Annotated in this window: 18 protein-coding genes; 9 read left to right on the plus strand and 9 right to left on the minus strand. The window is 63.7% G+C overall.

Annotated elements, in window-relative coordinates; all coding sequences use genetic code 11:
- Window positions 1-99: 99 nt before the first annotated feature.
- A complete protein-coding gene (locus FDP28_RS14700; protein ID WP_260842484.1) occupies window positions 100-696 on the plus strand; it encodes a hypothetical protein in 597 nt (198 codons plus the stop codon).
- 28 nt (window positions 697-724) lie between these two features.
- Window positions 725-1,216: a DUF3817 domain-containing protein gene (locus tag FDP28_RS14705; RefSeq protein WP_144662267.1), complete on the plus strand. Its 492-nt coding sequence runs from the start codon at window positions 725-727 to the stop codon at window positions 1,214-1,216.
- Between the two features lie 291 nt (window positions 1,217-1,507).
- On the opposite strand, the gene FDP28_RS14710 is transcribed toward FDP28_RS14705, so the two are convergent.
- The 5 genes from FDP28_RS14710 to FDP28_RS14730 all read right to left on the minus strand — a co-directional run bounded on the left by FDP28_RS14710 (window position 1,508) and on the right by FDP28_RS14730 (window position 6,166).
- Window positions 1,508-2,146 carry a PKD domain-containing protein gene (locus FDP28_RS14710; RefSeq protein ID WP_260842485.1) on the minus strand — a complete coding sequence of 213 codons (639 nt, stop codon included), beginning with the start codon at window positions 2,144-2,146 and terminating at the stop codon, window positions 1,508-1,510.
- 308 nt (window positions 2,147-2,454) lie between these two features.
- Window positions 2,455-3,123: a DUF6318 family protein gene (locus FDP28_RS20675; RefSeq protein WP_222120644.1), complete on the minus strand. Its 669-nt coding sequence runs from the start codon at window positions 3,121-3,123 to the stop codon at window positions 2,455-2,457.
- Between the two features lie 211 nt (window positions 3,124-3,334).
- Window positions 3,335-3,712, minus strand: a complete 378-nt coding sequence (locus FDP28_RS14720) for an RNA-binding S4 domain-containing protein (RefSeq protein ID WP_018779945.1) — start codon at window positions 3,710-3,712, stop codon at window positions 3,335-3,337.
- A 152-nt stretch (window positions 3,713-3,864) separates the two neighbouring features.
- A complete protein-coding gene (locus tag FDP28_RS14725; RefSeq protein ID WP_144662271.1) occupies window positions 3,865-4,968 on the minus strand; it encodes a sulfite oxidase in 1,104 nt (367 codons plus the stop codon).
- Window positions 4,969-5,131: 163 nt separating this feature from the next.
- On the minus strand, window positions 5,132-6,166 hold the full coding sequence (locus FDP28_RS14730) for an aldo/keto reductase (RefSeq protein ID WP_144662273.1): 1,035 nt from the start codon (window positions 6,164-6,166) through the stop codon (window positions 5,132-5,134).
- 278 nt (window positions 6,167-6,444) lie between these two features.
- On the opposite strand from FDP28_RS14730, the gene FDP28_RS14735 reads away from it, so the two are divergent.
- Window positions 6,445-6,936, plus strand: a complete 492-nt coding sequence (locus tag FDP28_RS14735; protein ID WP_144662274.1) for a flavin reductase family protein — start codon at window positions 6,445-6,447, stop codon at window positions 6,934-6,936.
- Window positions 6,937-6,969: 33 nt separating this feature from the next.
- Here FDP28_RS14735 and FDP28_RS14740 read toward each other — a convergent pair whose 3' ends face one another.
- The gene (locus FDP28_RS14740) at window positions 6,970-7,872 is read right to left on the minus strand and encodes a hypothetical protein (protein WP_144662276.1); all 903 of its coding nucleotides are present in this window, start codon (window positions 7,870-7,872) and stop codon (window positions 6,970-6,972) included.
- Window positions 7,873-8,056: 184 nt separating this feature from the next.
- Between FDP28_RS14740 and FDP28_RS14745 the strand changes: the two genes are divergently transcribed.
- Entirely contained in the window at window positions 8,057-8,464 is a 408-nt protein-coding gene (locus FDP28_RS14745; RefSeq protein ID WP_144662278.1) for a YchJ family protein, read from the plus strand.
- A 1-nt stretch (window position 8,465) separates the two neighbouring features.
- On the opposite strand, the gene FDP28_RS14750 is transcribed toward FDP28_RS14745, so the two are convergent.
- On the minus strand, window positions 8,466-10,430 hold the full coding sequence (locus FDP28_RS14750) for an acyl-CoA dehydrogenase family protein (RefSeq protein ID WP_144662280.1): 1,965 nt from the start codon (window positions 10,428-10,430) through the stop codon (window positions 8,466-8,468).
- 64 nt (window positions 10,431-10,494) lie between these two features.
- A complete protein-coding gene (locus FDP28_RS14755) occupies window positions 10,495-10,797 on the minus strand; it encodes a hypothetical protein (RefSeq protein WP_144662282.1) in 303 nt (100 codons plus the stop codon).
- A gap of 291 nt (window positions 10,798-11,088) precedes the next feature.
- On the opposite strand from FDP28_RS14755, the gene FDP28_RS14760 reads away from it, so the two are divergent.
- From FDP28_RS14760 to FDP28_RS14770, 3 genes are read left to right on the plus strand one after another with little or no spacing between them, the layout of a single operon-like run.
- On the plus strand, window positions 11,089-12,546 hold the full coding sequence (locus FDP28_RS14760) for a DUF3375 family protein (protein ID WP_144662284.1): 1,458 nt from the start codon (window positions 11,089-11,091) through the stop codon (window positions 12,544-12,546).
- Window positions 12,539-13,480 (plus strand): DUF4194 domain-containing protein, encoded by a 942-nt coding sequence (locus tag FDP28_RS14765; RefSeq protein WP_144662286.1) that lies wholly within the window; start codon window positions 12,539-12,541, stop codon window positions 13,478-13,480. Before FDP28_RS14760 ends, FDP28_RS14765 begins: the two co-directional genes overlap by 8 nt.
- Window positions 13,477-16,935, plus strand: coding sequence for an ATP-binding protein (locus FDP28_RS14770; protein ID WP_144662288.1), 3,459 nt, complete (start codon window positions 13,477-13,479; stop codon window positions 16,933-16,935). Before FDP28_RS14765 ends, FDP28_RS14770 begins: the two co-directional genes overlap by 4 nt.
- 73 nt (window positions 16,936-17,008) lie before the next feature.
- On the opposite strand, the gene FDP28_RS14775 is transcribed toward FDP28_RS14770, so the two are convergent.
- The gene (locus FDP28_RS14775; protein ID WP_144662290.1) at window positions 17,009-17,500 is read right to left on the minus strand and encodes an FBP domain-containing protein; all 492 of its coding nucleotides are present in this window, start codon (window positions 17,498-17,500) and stop codon (window positions 17,009-17,011) included.
- Between the two features lie 371 nt (window positions 17,501-17,871).
- On the opposite strand from FDP28_RS14775, the gene FDP28_RS14780 reads away from it, so the two are divergent.
- Both FDP28_RS14780 and FDP28_RS14785 read left to right on the plus strand, forming a co-directional pair.
- Complete coding sequence (locus FDP28_RS14780) at window positions 17,872-18,942, plus strand: iron-siderophore ABC transporter substrate-binding protein (RefSeq protein WP_144662292.1); 1,071 nt, start codon at window positions 17,872-17,874, stop codon at window positions 18,940-18,942.
- 5 nt (window positions 18,943-18,947) lie between these two features.
- On the plus strand, window positions 18,948-20,066 hold the full coding sequence (locus tag FDP28_RS14785) for a FecCD family ABC transporter permease (protein ID WP_144662294.1): 1,119 nt from the start codon (window positions 18,948-18,950) through the stop codon (window positions 20,064-20,066).
- Window positions 20,067-20,089 lie beyond the last annotated feature (23 nt).

Genomic DNA, 20,089 nt, shown 5'->3' on the forward strand with positions numbered 1-20,089 from the left:
TGAGGTTTTGTGCCCGGTGACGTCACGGCGCCCGACGGCGGCAGTCGGGTTCCGCCGTCGGCCTCCCGTTGCATGCGTGATCGGCGCATAATGGCGTTCATGACGGCCAGCAACCCGGACAAGCCGCGCGTCACCGTGGAGGTGCCGGTTCTTCGCGTCGGCGCCGGACCCGCCGACTACCAGGGCCTTGAGCGATTCGTTGATTCACTGCGCAAGCCGCAAGGGCTGCATATGACTTTGCTGCACGTGGGAATTCTGGACGAGCTCGCCGGGGACATCGCAGCGTGGACAAACGGAAGGGCAGAGCCCGGGAAGGTGCTGCCCGAGATCAGTAGTTGGTTGACCGAACTGCCTGTTCTGCAGGGCTTTCTGGGAAAGTCCGACAAGCTGGTGCCCCTGGGTGGCGGCCGCCTGATGGGGCTTGAGGTGGATGTTCCCCAGGAGGTTCATGACTATCAAGCCCTCCTGGTTCAGGGTTTGCATGTGCTGCTCGATGAGCTGGGCCTCGACAACATTGACGACTTCATTCTGAGCTCGCCCGCATTGGGGTACCGGTCGCCGCGGTGGTTGCCGCACATTGCTGTGGGAAAGGCGAAGTCACGGCACGAACCGCCCACGGAGATTGCACCGGTGGCACTTGAGTTCGGCGATTCGCGGATCCGTCACCGTGAGTCGCTGCCGGCTGCTGATTCTTAGGGGCTGGCCGGTCACGGTAGGTTTGGAAGTGTCTCCCGTTTCCTACCCGAGGACTCCCATGCAACCCCGCGCCTTGTTCCGTACCGTCGCTTTTGCCGAGGCCGTGACCTGGACGTTGTTGCTGATCGGGTTGTTCCTTAAGTACGTCACCCGGACTACCGATGTTGGGGTGAGCATCGCCGGAGGCATCCACGGATTCGTCTTCCTTTGCTACGCGGCGACGGCCGCCTTCACCTGGATCAACCAGAAGTGGTCCCTGCGCACGGGCCTCGTTGCCATCTGCTCCGCTGTGATTCCGTATGCCACCATTCCCCTGGAAAAGTCGCTGGATCGCCGAGGCCTCCTTGCCGGCGGGTGGCGCTTGGCCGCCGGTGGTGATACGCCGCGTGGGGGCTTTGAAAGGGCCCAGGCCTGGGTCCTTCGAAACCCGGTTCTCGCTGTTGTTGTGACTTTGGTTGCCGTGGGGGTTGTGTTCAGCTTCCTGCTTTTCATGGGCCCTCCAGGGACCTGGTTCTCCTAATGTTTGCGGCCGGGAAGCATCGGTTCTTCGGAACTGGTGCTTTTCTTCTTTTAACCCGTGGTTCCCGTCTTTGCGCGTGCCGCCACCACCGACTTTGGAACTGTGATGGCCTGGACGCGCCGTTGGAGTGGAGTGTCACCGGAGGTTTCGTGATCAAAGTGGGTGGTGGCGGCCCGCGGCTGGGCCTTTGTGTGGCTTCCGGACCTTGTTTGAGGTCGGATGGCGTGATTTTCCGGCGGGTTCGAGCTGTTTCGGGTTCAAAACGGGTCAGGAAGCGGCGGTGTCGAGGCCTTAGTGGGTTGGTTCGGTGCCGGGGCAGCCCCAGGATTGGGGGTTTTGTTCGCAGGTGTCGGCGACGAGGGCTCGTTCTGTTTTCCAGACCTGGATGGTGATGGGCGGGGTGGTGAGGTTCAGGGTTCCGTTGATGGGCAGGGGTGGGCCGTTGTTGACCGAGTAGGTGCCGGTGAACGTGGTGGTGGCGGTGGCTGGGTAGTTGCCGGTGTTTGTGTAGGTGTGGCTGGTGCGGGTGTCTGTGGTGAGCCATTCGGTTTGGGGGATGGAGTATCCGGTGGCTGGTGTGGGGCCGAGGGTGGTGCCGTCGCCGAAGGTGTAGGTGTAGCTGGTCGGGGTGGCTGTCAGGTGGACTGCTTGGCCGAGGATGGTGACATCGAAGCTTTGTGCGGTTGTGCTGGTGTAGAAGTTGGTGGGTGCGCCTTTGAGGGTGTGGGGGAACGGCTGGGCTTGAAGTGTTCCGGGGTTGACGGGGAGTTGCCGGAAGTCGGTGAGGATCCGGGCAGCGATATCGGCCAGGACGTCCTGCGGCTCTGCGTCATAGAGGCACGCAGGTTTACCGTCCACAGGCTGCCAATCGGTGAATGTCGGGTTAGTGACGGCTTTCGGTGCTTTCAACCAGATAACCGGTGAACCCACTTTCCCTCCGGGTGTTGTAGGTGGGCATTCAAGGGTCAGACAGCCCATTTCACGTGCCCCGGGGCCCCCGAGAGTACAGCGAAAGTCCGGCTTGTACTGGTAGGGATCTTCGGTGGCATCACTGCCGAGCTTCGTCGAAGGAACACCGGTTGCTGATTCGACTGTGAACTCAGCGCCGACAGCAATTGAGCGATCAGTGAAGCCAGTTCCTGGACTGGGCGTCGTGTTCATCCCGGGAGCTAGGGCATAGGTTGCTGCCAAACTAAACAAAGCGCCCACGACGGCGGTACGGATTCCCTCTCCGATCATCACCTGATGACCCCGAGGTCAGTTACGGACCAAGATCCGTCAGCAAAAACACCAAAGAAGGCAGCCGCGTCATTAGTTTCGCCGGTTGGCTCCCGTCCGGCCGAGCCATCTCCATTCATGTAGAGGATCTGCTGCTGCAGAACCTGAACTTTTGCTGATTGGGACGGGCTGGACGGAGCCCAAAAGACCTCGACCACGGGAGTTTGATACTGCCCGCCGATCAGCCACCGGCCATTCGAGTAGTTCGCAGCGACTCCCGACAGGAGGTCGTTGCACAGTCGGCACGTATCGTTAGACAACTCGTCGGCCTTTGCAGTATCGCCGGTTTCGTAGGCGTAACTCAGCTCCTGAAACCAGTACCCAATGAACGCCTCCAACCCCGCCTTCGAGTTCTCCTTCGCCAGCTCAGGCATCACCGGAACCGGAACGTTCTGTGCCTTCCCCTGCGCATCAGCGGGTTTGTAGGCACCGGACGAGGACGAAGTAGCCGAAGCAGCCGGAACCGAAACGCTCACGGTGGGTGACGCCGTCGTCGAGCCTGTCTCGGAAGGGGAGCCGCTGGGTGTTGCGGAGCCCTGGCAACCACTGAGAAGCACAGCGGCCCCAACGGTGAGCACCACCGCCGGCCCTCGTAAAGACAACAAAGCGGCAAACGTAACGCGTGACATGAAGCTCCCCAAAGCTGTTCCGGCGGTGTGGCGGCCAGTCTAAGCAGCGGGCGCGAGGGGATTCACGTCAGAAAAATGCTCCTGTGGATAAGTGCCAGGTAATTTCTGCTGGATGATCGGGACGTCGATGTCGCAAAAGCTTGGGATTCCGCGGTTTCCGGCGGGCGCCCAGCCTGATGATCCAGCAAAATCTACGCTGAACACCGCAAGATCAGCCGCGGAGCTTCTCCATGTCGCGGCGATCCTTTTTGGTGGGTCGTCCGGCGCCGCGGTCGCGCTGGGGAAGGCCGAGCTTGGGCGCCACGGGGCGCGGGGGGGTGTGGTCGGTGAAGCAGTGCGATGCGGCCTCTGCACCAACGCGTTTTGCGATAAGTCGCCGGACTTCGAGGATACGTTCCCAGCCGGACTCGCGGACGCGGATGGTGTCGCCGATGATCACGCTTTGGGAGGCCTTCACGGGGTTTCCATTGATCCGGATATGCCCGGCGCGGCAGGCAGCAGTAGCCGCGGAGCGCGTCTTGTAGGCACGGATGGCCCACAACCAGGCATCAACGCGGACGTTCGCTGGGGATGATGACGGGATACTCATGATTGGATCGAGTCTAACGGGGCGGCAAGCGCACTGCGAGGACGCGGGAAAGCGTCGAATTCGCTGGAAGTTTCCCGGCTTACCCGCAGTGTTCCAGCGAACTCGGCGCAACCAGCTCGGCGCAACCGGCCCGCGAAACCACCGCAAGCAAGCTACCGCACCGTCACCTCTACCCGCTGGGCCATGTTGTTCCCCAGTCCTTGGTAGTTCCACACCTGCTCGGTCGACTGCAACGCGCCCGACGTATCCATCGCCCGGCACCGCAGCACATGCTCGCCCGGACTGGCCACCCACACCATGGACCACCGCCGCCATGCGAAGTCGCCCAGCGCCGGTTCGAGGTGCGCGGGCATCCATTCCCCGTCGATTCCCACTTCCACCCGTTCCACTTCGCCGTGACCGGACCATGCGCGCCCTTCCAGCATCACCGGACCGGCGTCCACAACGCGGCGGCGCGTGAAAAAGTCGGGTATTCCCGGCGGCACCATCAGTGAACGAACCCGGATGTGGGAAACGGGCAGGCCCGGTCCGTCGGGGCCTTGAAGATAGTGATACGCCACAGCCTGCTGCCACCCCATGAACCGCGACCTCACCGCCTCAATCGAGGCCAGCCACTTCACACTCGCCATGCCGTACCAACCCGGCACCAGCAACCTCAGGGGGAATCCGTGCTGGGGCGGCAATGGATGGCCGTTCATGGCGTAGACCAACATGACTTCGGGATGCATGGCCTCTTCGATCGAAAGACTCCGGGCATACGGCTCTTCAACCCCGCCTTGGATGCCGCTGTCGGCACCTGTAAAAACGAGTTCGACGGCGTCACGCGCCAAACCTGCCTCCTCCAGCAGGGGTGCCAACGGCGTCCCGGTCCACTCGGCCGTGCCCACTGCGCCGAGTACCCAGGGCTGACTCAGGGGACGAGGTTGGAGGAGTGACCGGCCATTACCCGCACATTCAAGAGTTACGGGCATGGTGACGGCGGGCCGGGCCTTGATGTCGTCGAGGCTCAGCTCCAGGCTGCGGTGCACGGCCCCGCCCAACCTCAACTGCCAGGATTCGGCGGACACGAGCGGGATATCGAAGTGGATCAAAAGGTAATGCAGGCCCGCAGGAGTGATGTCCTCGTGCAAGGCTTCCAACGGCATGGAGTGGTTGCGCCCGGAGAGTTGGAGTTCCTCGTGGGTGAGGGGGCCTTCGGTGGGTTGCCCTGACGTGGCGGCCTGTGCAGCCTTTTGTTTCGTGTGATTCTTGGACATGGGACGGCGGCGTTCTACTGGAAGCGAAACGCTGCGGAGTGCCGCAGCACTTAGCTCAAGGATCACGCCACGGCAGAGACCCGTCAATAGCTCGTTGTGAGGCCTGCTTTGCGCGCCAACCCACGAATGGAGCGCGCAAAGGCGGCCTCATAACGGAAGATGGCTACCGGCGTCGTAGTTCCGGGTACTCAAGGTGAGGGGCAACCGTGCCGGCGTCGCGTTCCAGGAAGTTGACGGCCGGGGCAACGATGTCGTCGATCTCGTCGAGGATTGCCTCGCTGAGCACCACATCGGCCGCCTTCAGGTAATCCGTCAGGTGGTCCTCGGTCCGTGGCCCGATGATCACGCTGGTCACCGCAGGGTGGTTCAACGCAAAAGCAACCGCCAGCTGGATGAGGGTCAACCCGTGCCGCGTCGCGAGCTGGGCCAAGGCTTCGGCCGCATGCAACTTTCCTTGGTTGAAGGGTGCGGTCACGTCGAAGCGTCCGGGAAGTGCCGAGAAGCGCGAACTCTCGGGCTGCCCGGCGCCAACCCGGTAGCCGCCGGCGAGCCAGCCGCCGTCGAGCGGACCGTAGCTCAAGACCCCGACGCCGTACTGCTGGGTGATGGGCAGGACGTCGCGTTCGTTGGCGCGGACCAGGAGGGAATAGGGGACCTGGTCCACTACCGGCGGGGTCAGGTGGTTGGTGTTGGCGATCCACTGGGCTTCGACCAACTGGGCAGGGCTGAACACGGAAGTGCCGTAGTACAGGATCTTGCCCTGGCGGATGAGGTCGTTGAGGGCGGTAATGGTTTCCAGCAGGTCGGTGTTGTAGTCCGGACGGTGCGCTTGGTAGAGGTCGATCCTGTCGGTGTTCAGTCGTCGCAGACTGTCCTCCACGGCACGGACGATCCAGCGCCGGGAGTTGCCGGCGTGCGCCGGGTTGGAACCCATTTGGCCGTGGAATTTGGTGGCGAGGAAGACGTCGTCGCGCCGGCTGTGAATGGCCTGGCCAACGACGGTTTCGGACTCGCCCTGGGAGTAGATGTCGGCAGTGTCGATGCTGGTGATACCTGCGTCAAGGGCCGCCTTGATGATCCGGATGCTCTCTGCCGGTCCCGTGGGCGCGGCGCCGGTGCCGAAGTTCAGGGTACCCAGCGTGAGCGGGCTGATCAGGGCGCCAGTGCGTCCAAGCGTTCGTAGCTCGTTGAGGCTCATGTCGGCTTCCTGTGGAGGATAGTGCTGGTGTCCAAGCCGGGGGCGTTGGCCATGGACGGGATGTTCAATCGAGGCTACACACGGCGGGGTGGGGCATAAACGCAAATGGTAGAAGTTCTTCGTTTTTCGTCTTGCGGAGTAACGGAAGGGGCCACACTTCGCGACATTTCTTGACACACGGCAACACAAATGACTTGCGAATCAACAAATATTGCTGTTCCTCCAAGCACGTGAATTATGGGAAAGGAACTTACGAAACGCACGAAAGGGACAGCGGGATGACACAGACCACAGTGGAAGAAACGGCGGCCATCAAGGCGGCCTTTGCGCAGTTCCCGTCGGGAGTGGCAGCCTTCAGTGCGATGGTGGACTTCACGCCGGAAGCCCTGGTGGCGTCGTCCTTTACCGTGGGTGTTTCGCTCGAGCCGCCGCTGGTCATGTTCGCGGTACAGAACTCCTCCACCACCTGGCCCAAGCTTCGGCAGGCCCAGCGGCTTGGCGTTTCTGTCCTCGCAGAGGGACAAGAGGCCCACGCACTCCAGCTGGCGTCGAAGACACGGGACCGCTTCGCCGGTCTCGATACCAGCGTCAGCGACTCAGGCGCTGTGCTTATCGATGGCGCGGTGCTGGGCTTCGAATGCGAAATCGTCTCTGAAGCACCTGCCGGTGATCACGCGATCGTGGTTCTCGAAGTCAAGGCAATCAACGTCAACCTCGAGTCCAAGCCCCTGATCTACCACGGCGCCGCGTTCCGTCAGTTGGCTGCCTAGAACCAGCCGCTGCCGCTAGGAGTTGCGGGTCCGCTAGGAGTTGCGGGCGACGCCGCTGAGCGAACCTTTTTGGCCGGGATTTTTTTGGGCAGGACCCTGGGGCTTTCCTTGTGCGGAAGCGCCGGGGCCCTGCTTTTTGGCCGGGCTGGCTGTTTTCGCGGGGTTCGCCGGGCTGGCTGGCTTTGCGGGGTTCCCGCCACCGGCTGCGGCCGCTGGATTCTGGCCGTTCGACGACGGCGCGGGCTCGTCGAGGTCGCGGACCGTCACCTTGATGGGTGGCGGCTGTTGGGCCTTGGCGCGCTCGGCTTCGCGGCGGTCCGCTTCAGCAACGGCGTCGGCCCAATCCTTGGCGAGAACGGGCGGTTCCTTGGTTGCTGCCACGACGATGGGGTGGTGCGCAGTCTGGTGCTCGACCGCTGACTTGACCTCCGCCGGTTTGGGCAGCTTTCGCGGATCCACTTTGCTCTTCCATTCACCGTCCTTGACGGCTGCAGAAGCACCGGAGATCTTGCGGCGGGCCCCTCCGAGCAGGTCCCGCTTGGGAGCGGCGGGAGCGGCGGGAGTGGCGGGAGCGGCCGGAGCGGTGGCCGCGGGAGCCGCGGCGGTGGCGGCAGTAGCCACTGGCTCCGCGACGGCAGGCGCAGCAACGCCGACCGGTACAGCGACAGGCGCCGCCTCCGGTTCCAAATCTCCGGCCTCGTCGAAGGAAGGACCCGGGGCGTAACCAGGCCGCGGAGGAAGGTGCACGATGGGCGTGTTGTCCTTTTTGGGGAAGATCCCGATCAACGCCAGGAGAATGACGGATATCAGCCGACCCACTCCGGCAACCACCAAGGTGATGATGATGATCAGCCCAAGGCCCAGGAACATCAGCACTGCCAGGCCCAGCGTCCCCAAGTACGTCAGGTTGATGGCGAGTGTTGTCGGATCCTCCACTTAGCCTCCCCTGGCCGTCGTTTTGCGATGCGCGCAGTGCCCACCAACTTGCTTATCCAGCCTAAGGTCCGGCACCGACGGAATCACGCGTCGAGGCCCACTCCGACAGGGTTGTTTCGAAGCTGTTATCTGCCATGGGAAAATATGTTGCCCAGCTCTCATTTCCAACCCGGATTGGCCCGTCGTGACTCCTGATACCACCCGGCTCCGCAACGGCGCATGCCCCTGCCTTTCCGGCGAGCAGTACATCGATTGCTGTGGCCGTTTCCATCGTGGTGACGCTGAGGCACCCACCGCTGAGCAACTCATGCGCTCCCGGTACTCAGCATTCGTGGTTCTTGACCCCGAGTACCTGATCCGCACCTGGCATTCGAGTACCCGACCTGCCTCCATGGACCTCGACCCGGACCTTCAATGGCGCCGGTTGGACATCCTCGGCACGAGCGACGGCGGACCATTGGACTCCGCGGGGACCGTTGAGTTCGCGGCCCACTACAGGTCCGACGGCGAACGCGGAGTCCAGCGCGAAATTAGCCGTTTTGTGCGGGAAGACAAGCGTTGGTACTACGTGGACGGGGACGTCCGGCAGTAGTTCACCGATACTTGCGGTGAAGATTCTCCTTGGTTGATGCCCCTGGTGCGGCATCGCCGATCCAAGGACCGGTTCCTTCGGACTGATCGAGTATCCCGGCCTCCAACCAGGTGTAGTCGCCGGCCAGGACCTTGCGCGAGAGGTCGTGGTCGCCGTCGTCGGTATTCCTCCACAGCTGGTCGAAGTATTCGTCAACCCGCACGCGGGCCTGTTCACAGAAGGCCTCGGCCAACTCAAAAGCGGCCGCGCCTTGTTCAGGATGGGTCCGCAGCAGTGCCTCGGCGCGTGAGCAGCATGCCGCCATGGCGAACAGCTCCGCCCCGATGTCCACGATCCTGCCCAGGAACGCCTGCTTGTACTCGAGCTTGGCTTGCCACCGGCCCATCCCATAGAACGTTTGCCGCGCCAACCGCCGCGAGGACCGCTCAACGAACCGCAGCTGCTTGCCCAGTCGCCCAAACTCGGCGTAGGACCGCGGGTCCATGCCCGCGCCGGCCACCAGCTTCGGCAGCCACCTCGCGTAAAAGCCTGAAGCCCCGACGGCGGCCCTCGCCTTGTCCTGCAGGCTCGCATCCACCGAAGCCAAGTCACCGGCTGCGGCAAGGTGGGCGTCCACGGCCTCGCGGGCGATCAGCAGTTTCATGATCTCGCTGGAGCCTTCGAAGATCCTGTTGATACGAAGATCGCGGAGCAACTGTTCGGCCGGGACTGCCCGCTCGCCCCGCGCCTCCAGCGAGTCGGCTGTTTCGAAACCCCGGCCACCACGGATCTGCACCAGCTCATCGGCAATCCGGCAGCTCAGTTCGGTGGACCACAGCTTTGCCAAGGCGGCCTCGATGCGGACGTCCTTCTGTCCGGCGTCGGCCATCTCGGCAGAGAGTTCAAACACGGCTTCCAAGGCAAAAGTGGTGGCAGCGATGAACGCGATCTTCTTGCCGACGGCCTCGTGCTTGCCCACCGGCCGGCCCCACTGCGTGCGGGCGTTGGACCATTCGCGGGCGATTTTCAGGCTCCACTTCCCCGCGGCTACGCACAGGCCGGGGATGGACAGGCGCCCGGTGTTGAGCGTGGTCAGGGCGATCTTGAGCCCTTGGCCCTCGCGGCCCAACCGGTTGGCGGCAGGCACACGCACCTGGTGGAAACGTGTCACGCCGTTCTCAATGCCGCGCAGCCCCATGAAGGCGTTGCGGTTCTCCACCGTGATGCCGGGCGAGTCCATTTCCACAACGAACGCCGAGATGCCGCCCTTGTGCTCGGTTCCGTCGGCGTCGGTGTGGGCGGGAACGCGGGCCATGACCACCACGAGTTCGGCAATGACGCCGTTGGTGGTCCAGAGTTTCACGCCGTCCAAAACGTAGGAACCGCCGTCGTCGGACAGTACGGCAGTGGCGCCCATGCGCGCGGGGTCGCTGCCGACGTCGGGCTCTGTCAGCAGGAAGGCCGTGATGGCGCCGGCGGCGCAGCGGGGGAGGTATTCCTTCTTCTGTTCCGGCGTGCCGAACTCCTTGACCGGCTCCGGAACGCCGATGGATTGGTGGGCTGAAATCAACGCACCCAGGCTTGGATGGACCGAACCCAAAAGGGCAAGCGCCCTCCCGTAATAGACCAGGGACAAGCCCAGGCCGCCGTATTCGCGCGGGATTTTCATCCCGAACACTCCAAGTTCGGCCAGTCCTGCCAGGTACTCGTCCGGAATCCGGGCGTCGCGCTCAATGACCCGGCCGGACAGGGTCTCGGCGAACGCGAGCAAGCGGGTCATGAACTCTTCGCCGCGCTCCACGTCGTCAGGTTTGGCTTGCGGCCAAGGGTGGATCAGGCTGAGGTCGAAACTGCCCAGATACAAGCCTTTGGCGAAGCTGGGCCGGTTCCATTCGGTGTCGCGCGCGGCTTCGGCGACGGCGCGGGCTTCCTCTGCCGTGGCGTTGACGCTGGCAGCGGTGAGGCTGTTGTCAGTAGCGGACGTCATGGGACAACTCCTTTAACCGGTTGTGCCGGTGATGGAGCCAGGGTCCGCCGTGGGTGGGAACCCTTCAGCTGTCCCTCAATGCTACCCGCGGGTAGCTACCCGTGCCAGAGGAAACCTGCGGCTGGAATTCTGCCGGAATCTCCACTTGTCCGGCGTGGTGAACCAAGCGGTCCCACGCAAAGTTGATGCCGTGGACAAGGCCGCCCAGGACACCCTTGACGGTGTACCAGACCAGGCCCATGGCGCCGATAAGAACAATCGTTGCCATCGCCGCGGCCGCAATGAAAGCAGCCAGAATGACAGCGAAGAACAGCGTTCCAATAACTACGTACGTGCCTGTTTCAAGCGTAGTGACATCGAAATCCATGGTTCCCCCCGGAGCGACGTTGCGTGGTTCGACGCGGCGTCGTTGCGTCGATGATCTGACATTAGGGGCGGGGGTGCTTTCCGACCAGCGCTGACGCGCGCCATTCAGGCGTTGATATGCGATCGAAACAGTACCGAAGGGTAAGTCACGGAATGGTTGCGGCCCCCCTTGCGTAAGACGCCCGACGGCGGCACTTCCGGGCCGCTCGACGCCGCCTCGACGCTCTGCGTTAACCTTGTACGGGGCAGTTTCCGCTGCCAGCCAGGTTTCGCAGCAGCTGAAGGAGAGTAGTTGTCCCGTTCAGCCATGTCCTCGGCCGATGCCATAGGCGCGAGGCTCCGCGACCTCGAACAGCTGACGAAGGGTCCGGCCTGGGCGCTGACGCGATCGGCGCCGTGGGTCATCGCCGTCCTCCAGGCCTCCTTCACCCGCACCAGGCCGCAGCTTCCGCTCGAAGAGTTCCATGCCGACGTCGACGCTTTCCTTGAGCAGCTCCGTCGCCAGGATCCCGCGCTCGGCGGGCAGCAAAACGGCAAGGCATTCGGCGATGAATGGACGCGCAAGCAGTTCCTGACGCGACGCAACCAGTCAGGCCAGATCGTCTACGAAGTCACGGAGCCGGCGGCCCGCGTGCTTGCGTTCCTCGACAGCCTTTCGAGCGAACGTTCCACGCTTAACGGCTCCCGGTTGGGCACCCTGCTGGGCGATGTCGAGAAGCTCGCCAACGAAACCAACCCGGACCAGAGCGCCCGCCTGGAAGCCTTGGAAGAGGAAATCCAGGAGCGCCAGCAGCTTGTGGAGGACATCAGCTCCGGCGAATTCGACGGCCTGCTGGATGACGAAGAAGCCGTGGAAGCCGCCGGCAACATCCTCGACCTGGCCGCAAGCCTTCCCGCGGACTACAAGAAGATGCGCGACCGCATCGAGGAACTGGTGGGTGAACTCCGCAACCAGATCATCGAAGAGTCCCTTAGCAAGGGTGCCACCATGGCACAGGTCCTGGAAGCGGACAAACGGCTGCGGCAGAGTCCCGAAGGGCGCACGTTCCGTTCCTTTACCGCTTTCCTGGAGGACCCGCAGCAACAGCTTCGTTTCCGCTCGGCTATCGGCGAGGTGCTCAGCCGGCAGTTCGCCGACGACCTCTCCCACGAGGACCGCGAAACGCTGAAGAACCTCGTGGCCGAACTGCGTTACCAGCACAGCCAGATCCAGCGGATTTACGGCAAGCTCTCCGAGAGCCTCAACACCTACATCCAGAGCGACGACATCCGTCAGTCGGTCAGCCTCCGCAAGGTCCTGGCCGAGGCCGAGCAAGTCATCCGTTCCCTGCCCTACGAGCGTGACAGGCCCGGCCTGGTTCCCGGACCTGTGCTGTTCAACGCGGGTTTTGAATCGCTGGCCATGGTCAAGCTCTTTGACCCGGACGAATTCGCAACACCCCCACGGCTGGCCGACCCCATCGCCTTCAGCGATTCGGACCGGGTTCGTTCCGCCCGCACCGGCAAGGCGAGGCCCGCCGTCGTGCGTGCCGCCATGGCGGGTTCGACGACCATTGGTGATGCGTGGGAAAACCTGCCGGCCGAAGAGCGGCACATCAACAGCGTCCGGACCCTCCTGTCCCTGGCGCTTCAGGGCGGCGCAGCCTTCGACCGCGCCGCATGGGAACACATCGACTTCGAACAAATCGACGGCAGCATCCGCACGGCATACCTGCCGGTCGTCACGCTGAATGAGGATTCCAATGACTGAGGACATCACGACGACGGACGTCACCTTTGAGGAGGACGTCGCCGGCCCAGATGAGGTCACCGGCCCGGATGAGGTCGCCGGCCAGGATGAGGTCACCGAAGAGTCGGCCGACGTCGTTGAAGCCGGGACCGGGGGCACGCACGCCGACCCCTTCCGCATCACGCCGCGGGACACCTTCGTGGACGGCGCCGCCCTCTTCCCGGGCGATACCGGGGTGCTCCCCATGAAGGTCCGCCATGCCCTGGTGAAGCTCCTCAAGGGTCCGTATATTGACGGTGGCCGTGACGAAAAACTGTGGACCACCCTTCTGGACAACCAGTTGATCCTCCGCAGCCGCCTGTCCGAGCTCTTCCTCACCCTGCAACTGGACCACGACCGCAAGATCGCCGTGCTTCGGCCGGTTGATCCGGACATCATCGGGGCCAGCTCCCGCTCCAGCATCCTCCGCCAGCAACGGGCCCTCAGCCGCGTGGAAACCATCGTGCTGCTCCGCCTGCGCCTCCTCCTTGACCGCCATGTCACAGCCCAGACCGACCCCACGATCACCCGCGAGGAGATCTCCGACCTCGTAGCCAACTACACCCCGGCCGGCCAGCAAGATGCCCTGCGCGACTCCGACGTCGTGACCCGCACCATCACCAAACTCCTCGCGCGCCAACTGCTCCTCCCCACACCGTTGGACGACAGCTACACGATCAGCAACGCCCTCCCCCTGGCCCTCCCGTTCGAAAACATTGGCGACATCCCGGCCCACATCGAAGCCCTGGTTGCAGTGGGAACAGACGAATCCGGGACGGAGCCGCTGCTGGAGCTCTCCGATGCGAACGAGGACACGGACGCGGACGACGCCGATGCCGCCCCCGGTGACGGGGGAGCCGAAGCGGCATCCATCGCGGAGGCTGCCGGAACCAACGCTGAAGGGACCACCAAGTGACGATCGCAACCATGCTCCCGCTCGGCGAACTGACGAACCCCGGCCAGATGCGTCTGGCACTGGTCCAGGTGGTCAACTGGGGTACGTTCCATGGCGCCCACACCATGCACGTGGACCGCAAGGGCACGCTGCTGACCGGTAACTCGGGCGTGGGCAAGTCGACGCTATTTGACGCGATGCTTCGTGTTTTCGATGCCCGTCCGCGCTCTAATGAGGCCGCTGCCCAGCGTGCCGGCGGGGCTGTGGAGGACAAGAGGACCACCTTCACCTACATGCGCGGCAAAGTTGGTGATAAGGCAGTAGGGGACAGCTCGGCCAGTGCCTTCCAGCGCCCCGGTGCCACCTGGTCCGCCGTCGCCCTGACGTTTGATAACGCCGCCGGCACGAAGGTGACGATATCGGCGCTGTTCGACCTGCCTAAGAACGGCACGGAGTCCAGCGTTGGGCGTTTTTATGTGATTGACAGCAAGCCGCTGGATCTCGAGGCGATCGAGGGGATCGCGCAGAAGAGGTTTACCAAGGGCGCTCTGGAGGGGATTTTTCCTGACGGCCAGGTCTTCGATGTCCACAAGGCGTTTGCTGAACGGTTCCGTCGCTTGCTCGGTATCAACTCCGACCAAGCACTCCCGTTGTTGCGCGTGATCCAGGCGGGCAAGGGCTTGGGTGGCAGCGTCAACACGTTCTTCCGTGACCAGGTCCTGGACCCCCCGGCTACCTTGGCCGCTGCGGACGATGTGGTGGAGGAATTCAGCAACCTGATGTCCATCCGGCAACGGCTGGAGGATGTCCGGCTGCAGCGCGACCAGTTGGCGCCCGTGCCGGCCCTCAACAAGGAGTACGCGCAGGCTTTGCTGGACGCGAGCCGCCTCCGCGAGCTGGCTGGCGAGGAGTTTGAGGCCTACAAGCAGCAGCTCGCCGTCACGGTCCATGCCAAGACACTGGCCCGTTTCAAGGAGCTGGCGCAGTCCAAGGCGCAGGAGCTTGCAGCGGAGCGCGTGGTGCGTGACGCCTTGGCCAAGGAGCTGCGCGACCTCGAGCTGGACTACAACAACCGGGGCGGCAACGCCATTTCGGCCATTGAGCAGGCTCTGGAAAACGCCAAAGTGGGCCTGAAGCTGCGCAAGCAGGTCGAGGATTCGGCCAAGAAGGCGTTGACGGACGCCGGGTTGAACCTGGAATGGTCGGCCGAGGGCTGGGACCAGGCTCATGAGCAGGCGGCGGCCCGCTCGATCGAGTTGAAGGACGATTCTGAGGCGCTGAAGGAACTCCGTTTCGAGGCTTTCGATGGCCACGCAACCAAGAAGCGGGAACTTGCGGCGGCCCAGCAGGAGCTGTTGTCCCTGCGGTCGCGCAAGTCTTTGCTGCCGCCGTCGAGCATTGAGAACCGGGCCGCCATTGCGGCCGCCACGGGCGTTCCCGAAGAGCGGATGCCGTTCGGTGGCGAACTGATCGACCTCGCCGAAGGACAGGACCAGTGGCGCCCTGCCGCCGAAAGGGCCCTGCGGAACCTCGCCACCACGTTGCTGGTTCCGGGGGAGCACTTCGCCGCCGTGACACGGTATTTGAATGACAACACTGTCCGCGGCGCGCTGCGCGCGGTTGATGTTTCCAAGCCGCTCGCCGGTGGCGCGCTGGCTGTGGAGGACGTGTCCGACGGCGACCTCTTGACCAAGCTGAGCATCCTCACCTCGGGTGCCAATGCCGACGCCGGCGAATGGATCCGCGAGCGGATCGCCCTCGACTTCGCCTACCCGTGCGTGGAAAACCCGGACGAGCTCGCTGCGATGGACAAGGGTCTGAGCCTGGGCGGCGTGGTAAAGCGGAACCGGCACACGGTGGAGAAGGACGATCGCTTCACCAGTCGGCAGGACTACGTTCTGGGCTTTGACAACGCCTCCAAGCTGGAGCTGGTGGCGGCCCGCGTTGGCGAGCTGGAAAACGAGCTTGCAAAGGCCGCGGAGTTGGCGCAAAGCCGCGAGGATTCGCACCAGGGTATGGCACGCCAGCTGGAGGCCCTGCGTCGCGTGGCTGAAGATGAGCGGCCGTGGGAGCAGGTTTCCGCCGATGTTGCAGCCGAGGAGCTGGCCCGGATTGAGCAACGCCTGGTCGATGCCCTGGCAGCCCAGGCCGACCTTGAACCGTTGCGGGCCAACATTGAGGCGGTCCGCGAAAAGCACCAGTCCTCCACAGGTGTGGCGGCTGTGCTGCAGAGCGAGTACAAAACGCTCGATCACCAGATGACCACAGCTGACGGCCTCCTCGACGCGGCGAGGCTGAAGCTTGAGCAGTCACCGCCGTCGGCCTCCACCGTTACGGCCCTGGAACCGTACTTTGCCGGCGCCGCGGACGTTTCCGAGCTGCACGAGCTGGACAACCTTGCCAACAGTGTCCGCAACAAGCTCCTTGACGAGCTGCACGCCGCGGAATCCCGGGGCCAGGCCACCGCCGAACGGCTGACCCGCATGTTCGAGGCCTTCGTCCGCGACTGGGGGAGCGCCATCAGCGCCGACCACGGCACCTCGATCGCCGCGGCCGGGGACTTCGAGGCCCGCTACCACGCAATCGTCAGCGATGGCCTGCCCGCGCAGGAGGCCGAGTTCCGGCTGTTCTTCAACCAGCGCACGCACGAGTCCTTCAGCACCCTCCTGCACTTGCTGGATGAGGAGCGGCGCAGCATCACCAGCCGCATCCTTCCCCTCAACGGCATCTTGTCGGAGGTCAATTTCCACGAGGGCAGCTTCCTGGAATTGGACATCAAGCAGACACTGCCCGCAACGGCCAAGGTGTTCAAGGACGCCATCCAGAACGCCTTGAAGACCAAGCACACGCGACCGTCCCGCGCCGCCGCCGGTTCGGCTGAAACCGACGACGACGCCGAGCTCACCGCCCGCTACAAGTCCTTGGAAACCCTGGTGAAGCGGCTCGGATCCCAGACACCCGAGGACCGACGCTGGCGTGCTGAAGTGTTGGATGTTCGTGGGCACGTCTTCATCCAGTGCAAGGAACACCGCGAGGTGGCACCGGGCAAGAACGGCAAAGCAGGCAAGAAGAAGACCGAAGTGTTCATGCATGCCGATACCGGCTCGATGTCCGGCGGTGAGCGTCAACGGTTTACCGCGTTCATCATGGCGGCGGCATTGAGCTACCAGTTGGGCATCGCCGAGCAAGGCTTCACCACGTACGGCACCGTGATGATGGACGAGGCTTTTGTGTTGGCTTCAGAGGAATTCGCGGGTGCAGGCATCAAGGCGCTTCACGAGTTTGGCTTCCAGTTGCTGCTGGCCGCCCCGGAGAACGTGATCGACCTCTCCCGGCACCTGGGCTCAGTCACGGAGATCCTGCGGGACAAGCGCACCAACCGTTCCGGCGTGCTCACGGCGCCGGTCATTTCCGGGCAGGGTGAGCCCGGAGCCTGGCGCTCAGAAGCCAACCCGGTCGATATCGTCCTCCGCTAGAAGCAACGCGGGGTCACTTATGGCCCTTTGGGAGCCCCTTTATGGGCCAAAAGTGACCCCGCGTTGCTTTGCTCTAGCTGCGGACGCGGTCCAGGAACTGCCCGGTCCGGGACTCCAGTCCGGCGATCTGCTTCAGGACCACGGCGGCCGGGTCCGGATTGATCTCATTGACCGGCGGTTCTTTGCGCACATTGGCGCTGCAACCGAACTCGGCGCAGATCAGGGTGCCCACAGTGTTGCCGTCCTTGCCGGATTGCCCGGCCTTCCTGGCAACCCAGAGGTAGACGTCGTCCTTGGAGAAGACGTCCCTGCACAGTTCGCAGAGCACCACGCGCTTCTTGCCGGACCCTCCTTCAGGCGCACGGAGCATGATCCCTGTGAGCTTCCCCCGATAGGGAACTACGAGATAGCCGCGCTGGGGCATCTTCTCGTCGCGCCAGCCCAGAAACTCGAGGTTTTCCCAATCGAGGGTGTCGAAATCGCGCGGAAGATTGGCCTTGGCTGCCTCCGAGCGGCTGGCGTTGATGAACGATGAACGGATTTGTTGGGCAGTAATTTTCTGCATGGCAATGCTTCTTTCGAGAAATGGTCGACGTCGGCAGCGCGCCTGGCGCTGCGGGTGGCACGGAAGCGTCGGTCACCGAATAGGGCACGCCAAAAGAAGCCCAACATTGTGTTGGTATTTCCTGAGTGCTACTTGGCTGGTTCCAACGCAACGGGGTGTGCCAAGCAGGCCGAAACGGCCACCTCGCCAACCATGGCTGCAGCAACTGAAGTGCGCACGCTCATCCCCTCGTTGTTTTCAAAGAAGCGGTAGTCCGCCCTCAACATCCTAACCCCACCAGGGTGCGGTGATTACGTGACGCAAACGTTTCGTAATTATCCGGAGGGTAGGCTAGCCTTACTTAGGTTCGCATCACTTACCTAAGGAGTCCCGTGGCTTCCCTTCTTCCACGCCGCGCCCTGCTCAAGACCGCAGGTACCGCGACGGCCGCTCTGGCCGCCGTCGCCCTTTCCCTCACCGGCTGCTCCACTGGTCCGGCCACCTCGACGCCGGCGTCCGAGCAGGCTGAGTCCGCCGCCTTCCCCGTCACCATCAAGAACGTCTTCGGCGAGACCACCATCAAGGAACAGCCCAAGCGTGTTGTCACCGTTTCGTGGGTCAACGACGACGTCGCCCTCGCCCTGGGCGTAGTGCCGGTCGGCGTTCCGAAGAACGAGTGGGGCAACAACGACAAGGGCTCCACGCCGTGGAAGGACGCAGCCCTCGAGAAGCTCGGCGCCGGGTTCGGTACGGACAAGGCCCCGGTCCAGTTCTCCGAGGCCGACGGTATCAACTTCACCGAGATCGCCAAGCTCAACCCGGACGTCATCCTGGCCGCGTACTCCGGGCTGGAAGAGGCTGACTACAAGAAGTTGAGCGAGATCGCCCCCGTCGTGGCCCAGCCGGAGCTGGCCTACGGCACCCCGTGGCAGGAAAGCACCACCCTGATCGGCAAGGCATTGGGCAAGGAAGCCGAAGCCAAAAAGCTGATCGAAGACACCGAAGCCACCATCAAGGACAAGGTCTCCAAGTACCCGCAGATCAAGGACAAGACCTTCATCTACGGCAACCTTGAGCCCGCCAAGGGCGACGGCGCCAACGTCTACACCGCCATCGACAACCGCCCCCGCTTCCTCTCCGAGATCGGCATGAAGCTGGCCCCGGTGGTCACGGAGAACACCAAGTCGAACACGGAATTCTTCATCCCGTGGTCCGCTGAGAAGGCCAACGAACTCGCCTCCGACGTCTTCGTTACCTGGGTTCCGGAAGCCGCAACGGCCGACGCCATCAAGGCCGACCCGCTGCTGGGCCAGATCCCGGCCATCAAGAAGGGCGCCCTGGTTGCCGATTCGGACCAGACCCTGACGCTCTCCATCTCCGCTTCTTCGCCGCTGAGCCTGCCGTGGGCGCTGGACAAGTTCCTGCCGCAGCTGGGCCAGGCCGCTGACGTGGCGGGCAAGTAACCGCAATGAAACTGAGTACGACGACGGCGGCTACCGTGGGGCGGGTTGGTGGCACCTCGGTGCCGGGTAACCAGCGAGGCATCGCGCCCGGTAGCAGCGACGTGGCCGGACGGGGAACCCGGCCGCGCAGCGCAGCCAAGCGGACCGCCTGGCTGCTGGTCGCCGTCGTCGTACTCGCCGCGGTGAGTGCCGCCTCCTTGGCGATCGGCGCCCGCGGCCTTCCCCTGAACACCGTCTGGGAAGCCATCACGCACTTCAATCCTGCAGATGGCAACCACGCCGTGGTGGTGGCCCGCATTCCCCGGACTCTCCTTGGCCTGCTGGCCGGGGCCGCACTGGGGCTGGCCGGTGCCGCCATGCAGGGCGTGGCCCGCAACCCCCTTGCCGATCCCGGCATCCTGGGCCTGAACGCCGGGGCCGCGCTGGCCGTGGTCGTTGGAATTTACGTGTTCGGCATTGGTTCGCTGACCGGCTACATCTGGTTCGCTTTCATCGGCGCCGCAGCAGCCGCCGTCGTGGTTTATGCCATTGCCTCCCGAGGACGTGACGGTGCGACGCCGGTCAAGCTCGCCTTGGCGGGTGCGGCGCTCAGCGCGGGTTTGTTTTCGCTCATGAACGTCATCCTTGTTTCCAGCCAGGACACCCTGGACCGCTTCCGTTTCTGGCAGGTGGGCAGCATCGGCGGGCGCGACTGGTCCGTGCTGCTGCCCGCGCTGCCGTTCCTGGCCATTGGTGCGCTCATTGTGTTGGGCTCGGGACGTGTCTTGAACAGCCTGGCCCTGGGTGACGATATTGCCCGCGGCCTGGGCCAGAACGTCGGGCTGGCCCGTGGGATCACGGCGCTGGGCATCGTGCTCTTGTGTGGCTCCGCGACTGCGCTGGCCGGGCCCATCGGCTTCCTAGGCCTGGTGATCCCGCACGCCGTTCGCTTGCTGACAGGGCCGGATTACCGCTGGATCCTCCCGTTCTCCATGGTCTCCGCCCCTATCCTGCTCATCACCGCCGACATCATTGGCAGGGTGGTCCTCCTCCCGGGCGAAGTCCCCGCCGGCATCATGACCGCGATCGTCGGTGCACCCGTTTTTGTCTGGCTCATCCGTCGCGGAAAGGGGGCCGGACTGTGAGTGCCCTCAAATCCGCACGCGAG

Origin of the sequence: Paenarthrobacter nicotinovorans (assembly GCF_007670255.1) — a bacterium.
Lineage (GTDB): Bacteria > Actinomycetota > Actinomycetes > Actinomycetales > Micrococcaceae > Arthrobacter > Arthrobacter nicotinovorans_B.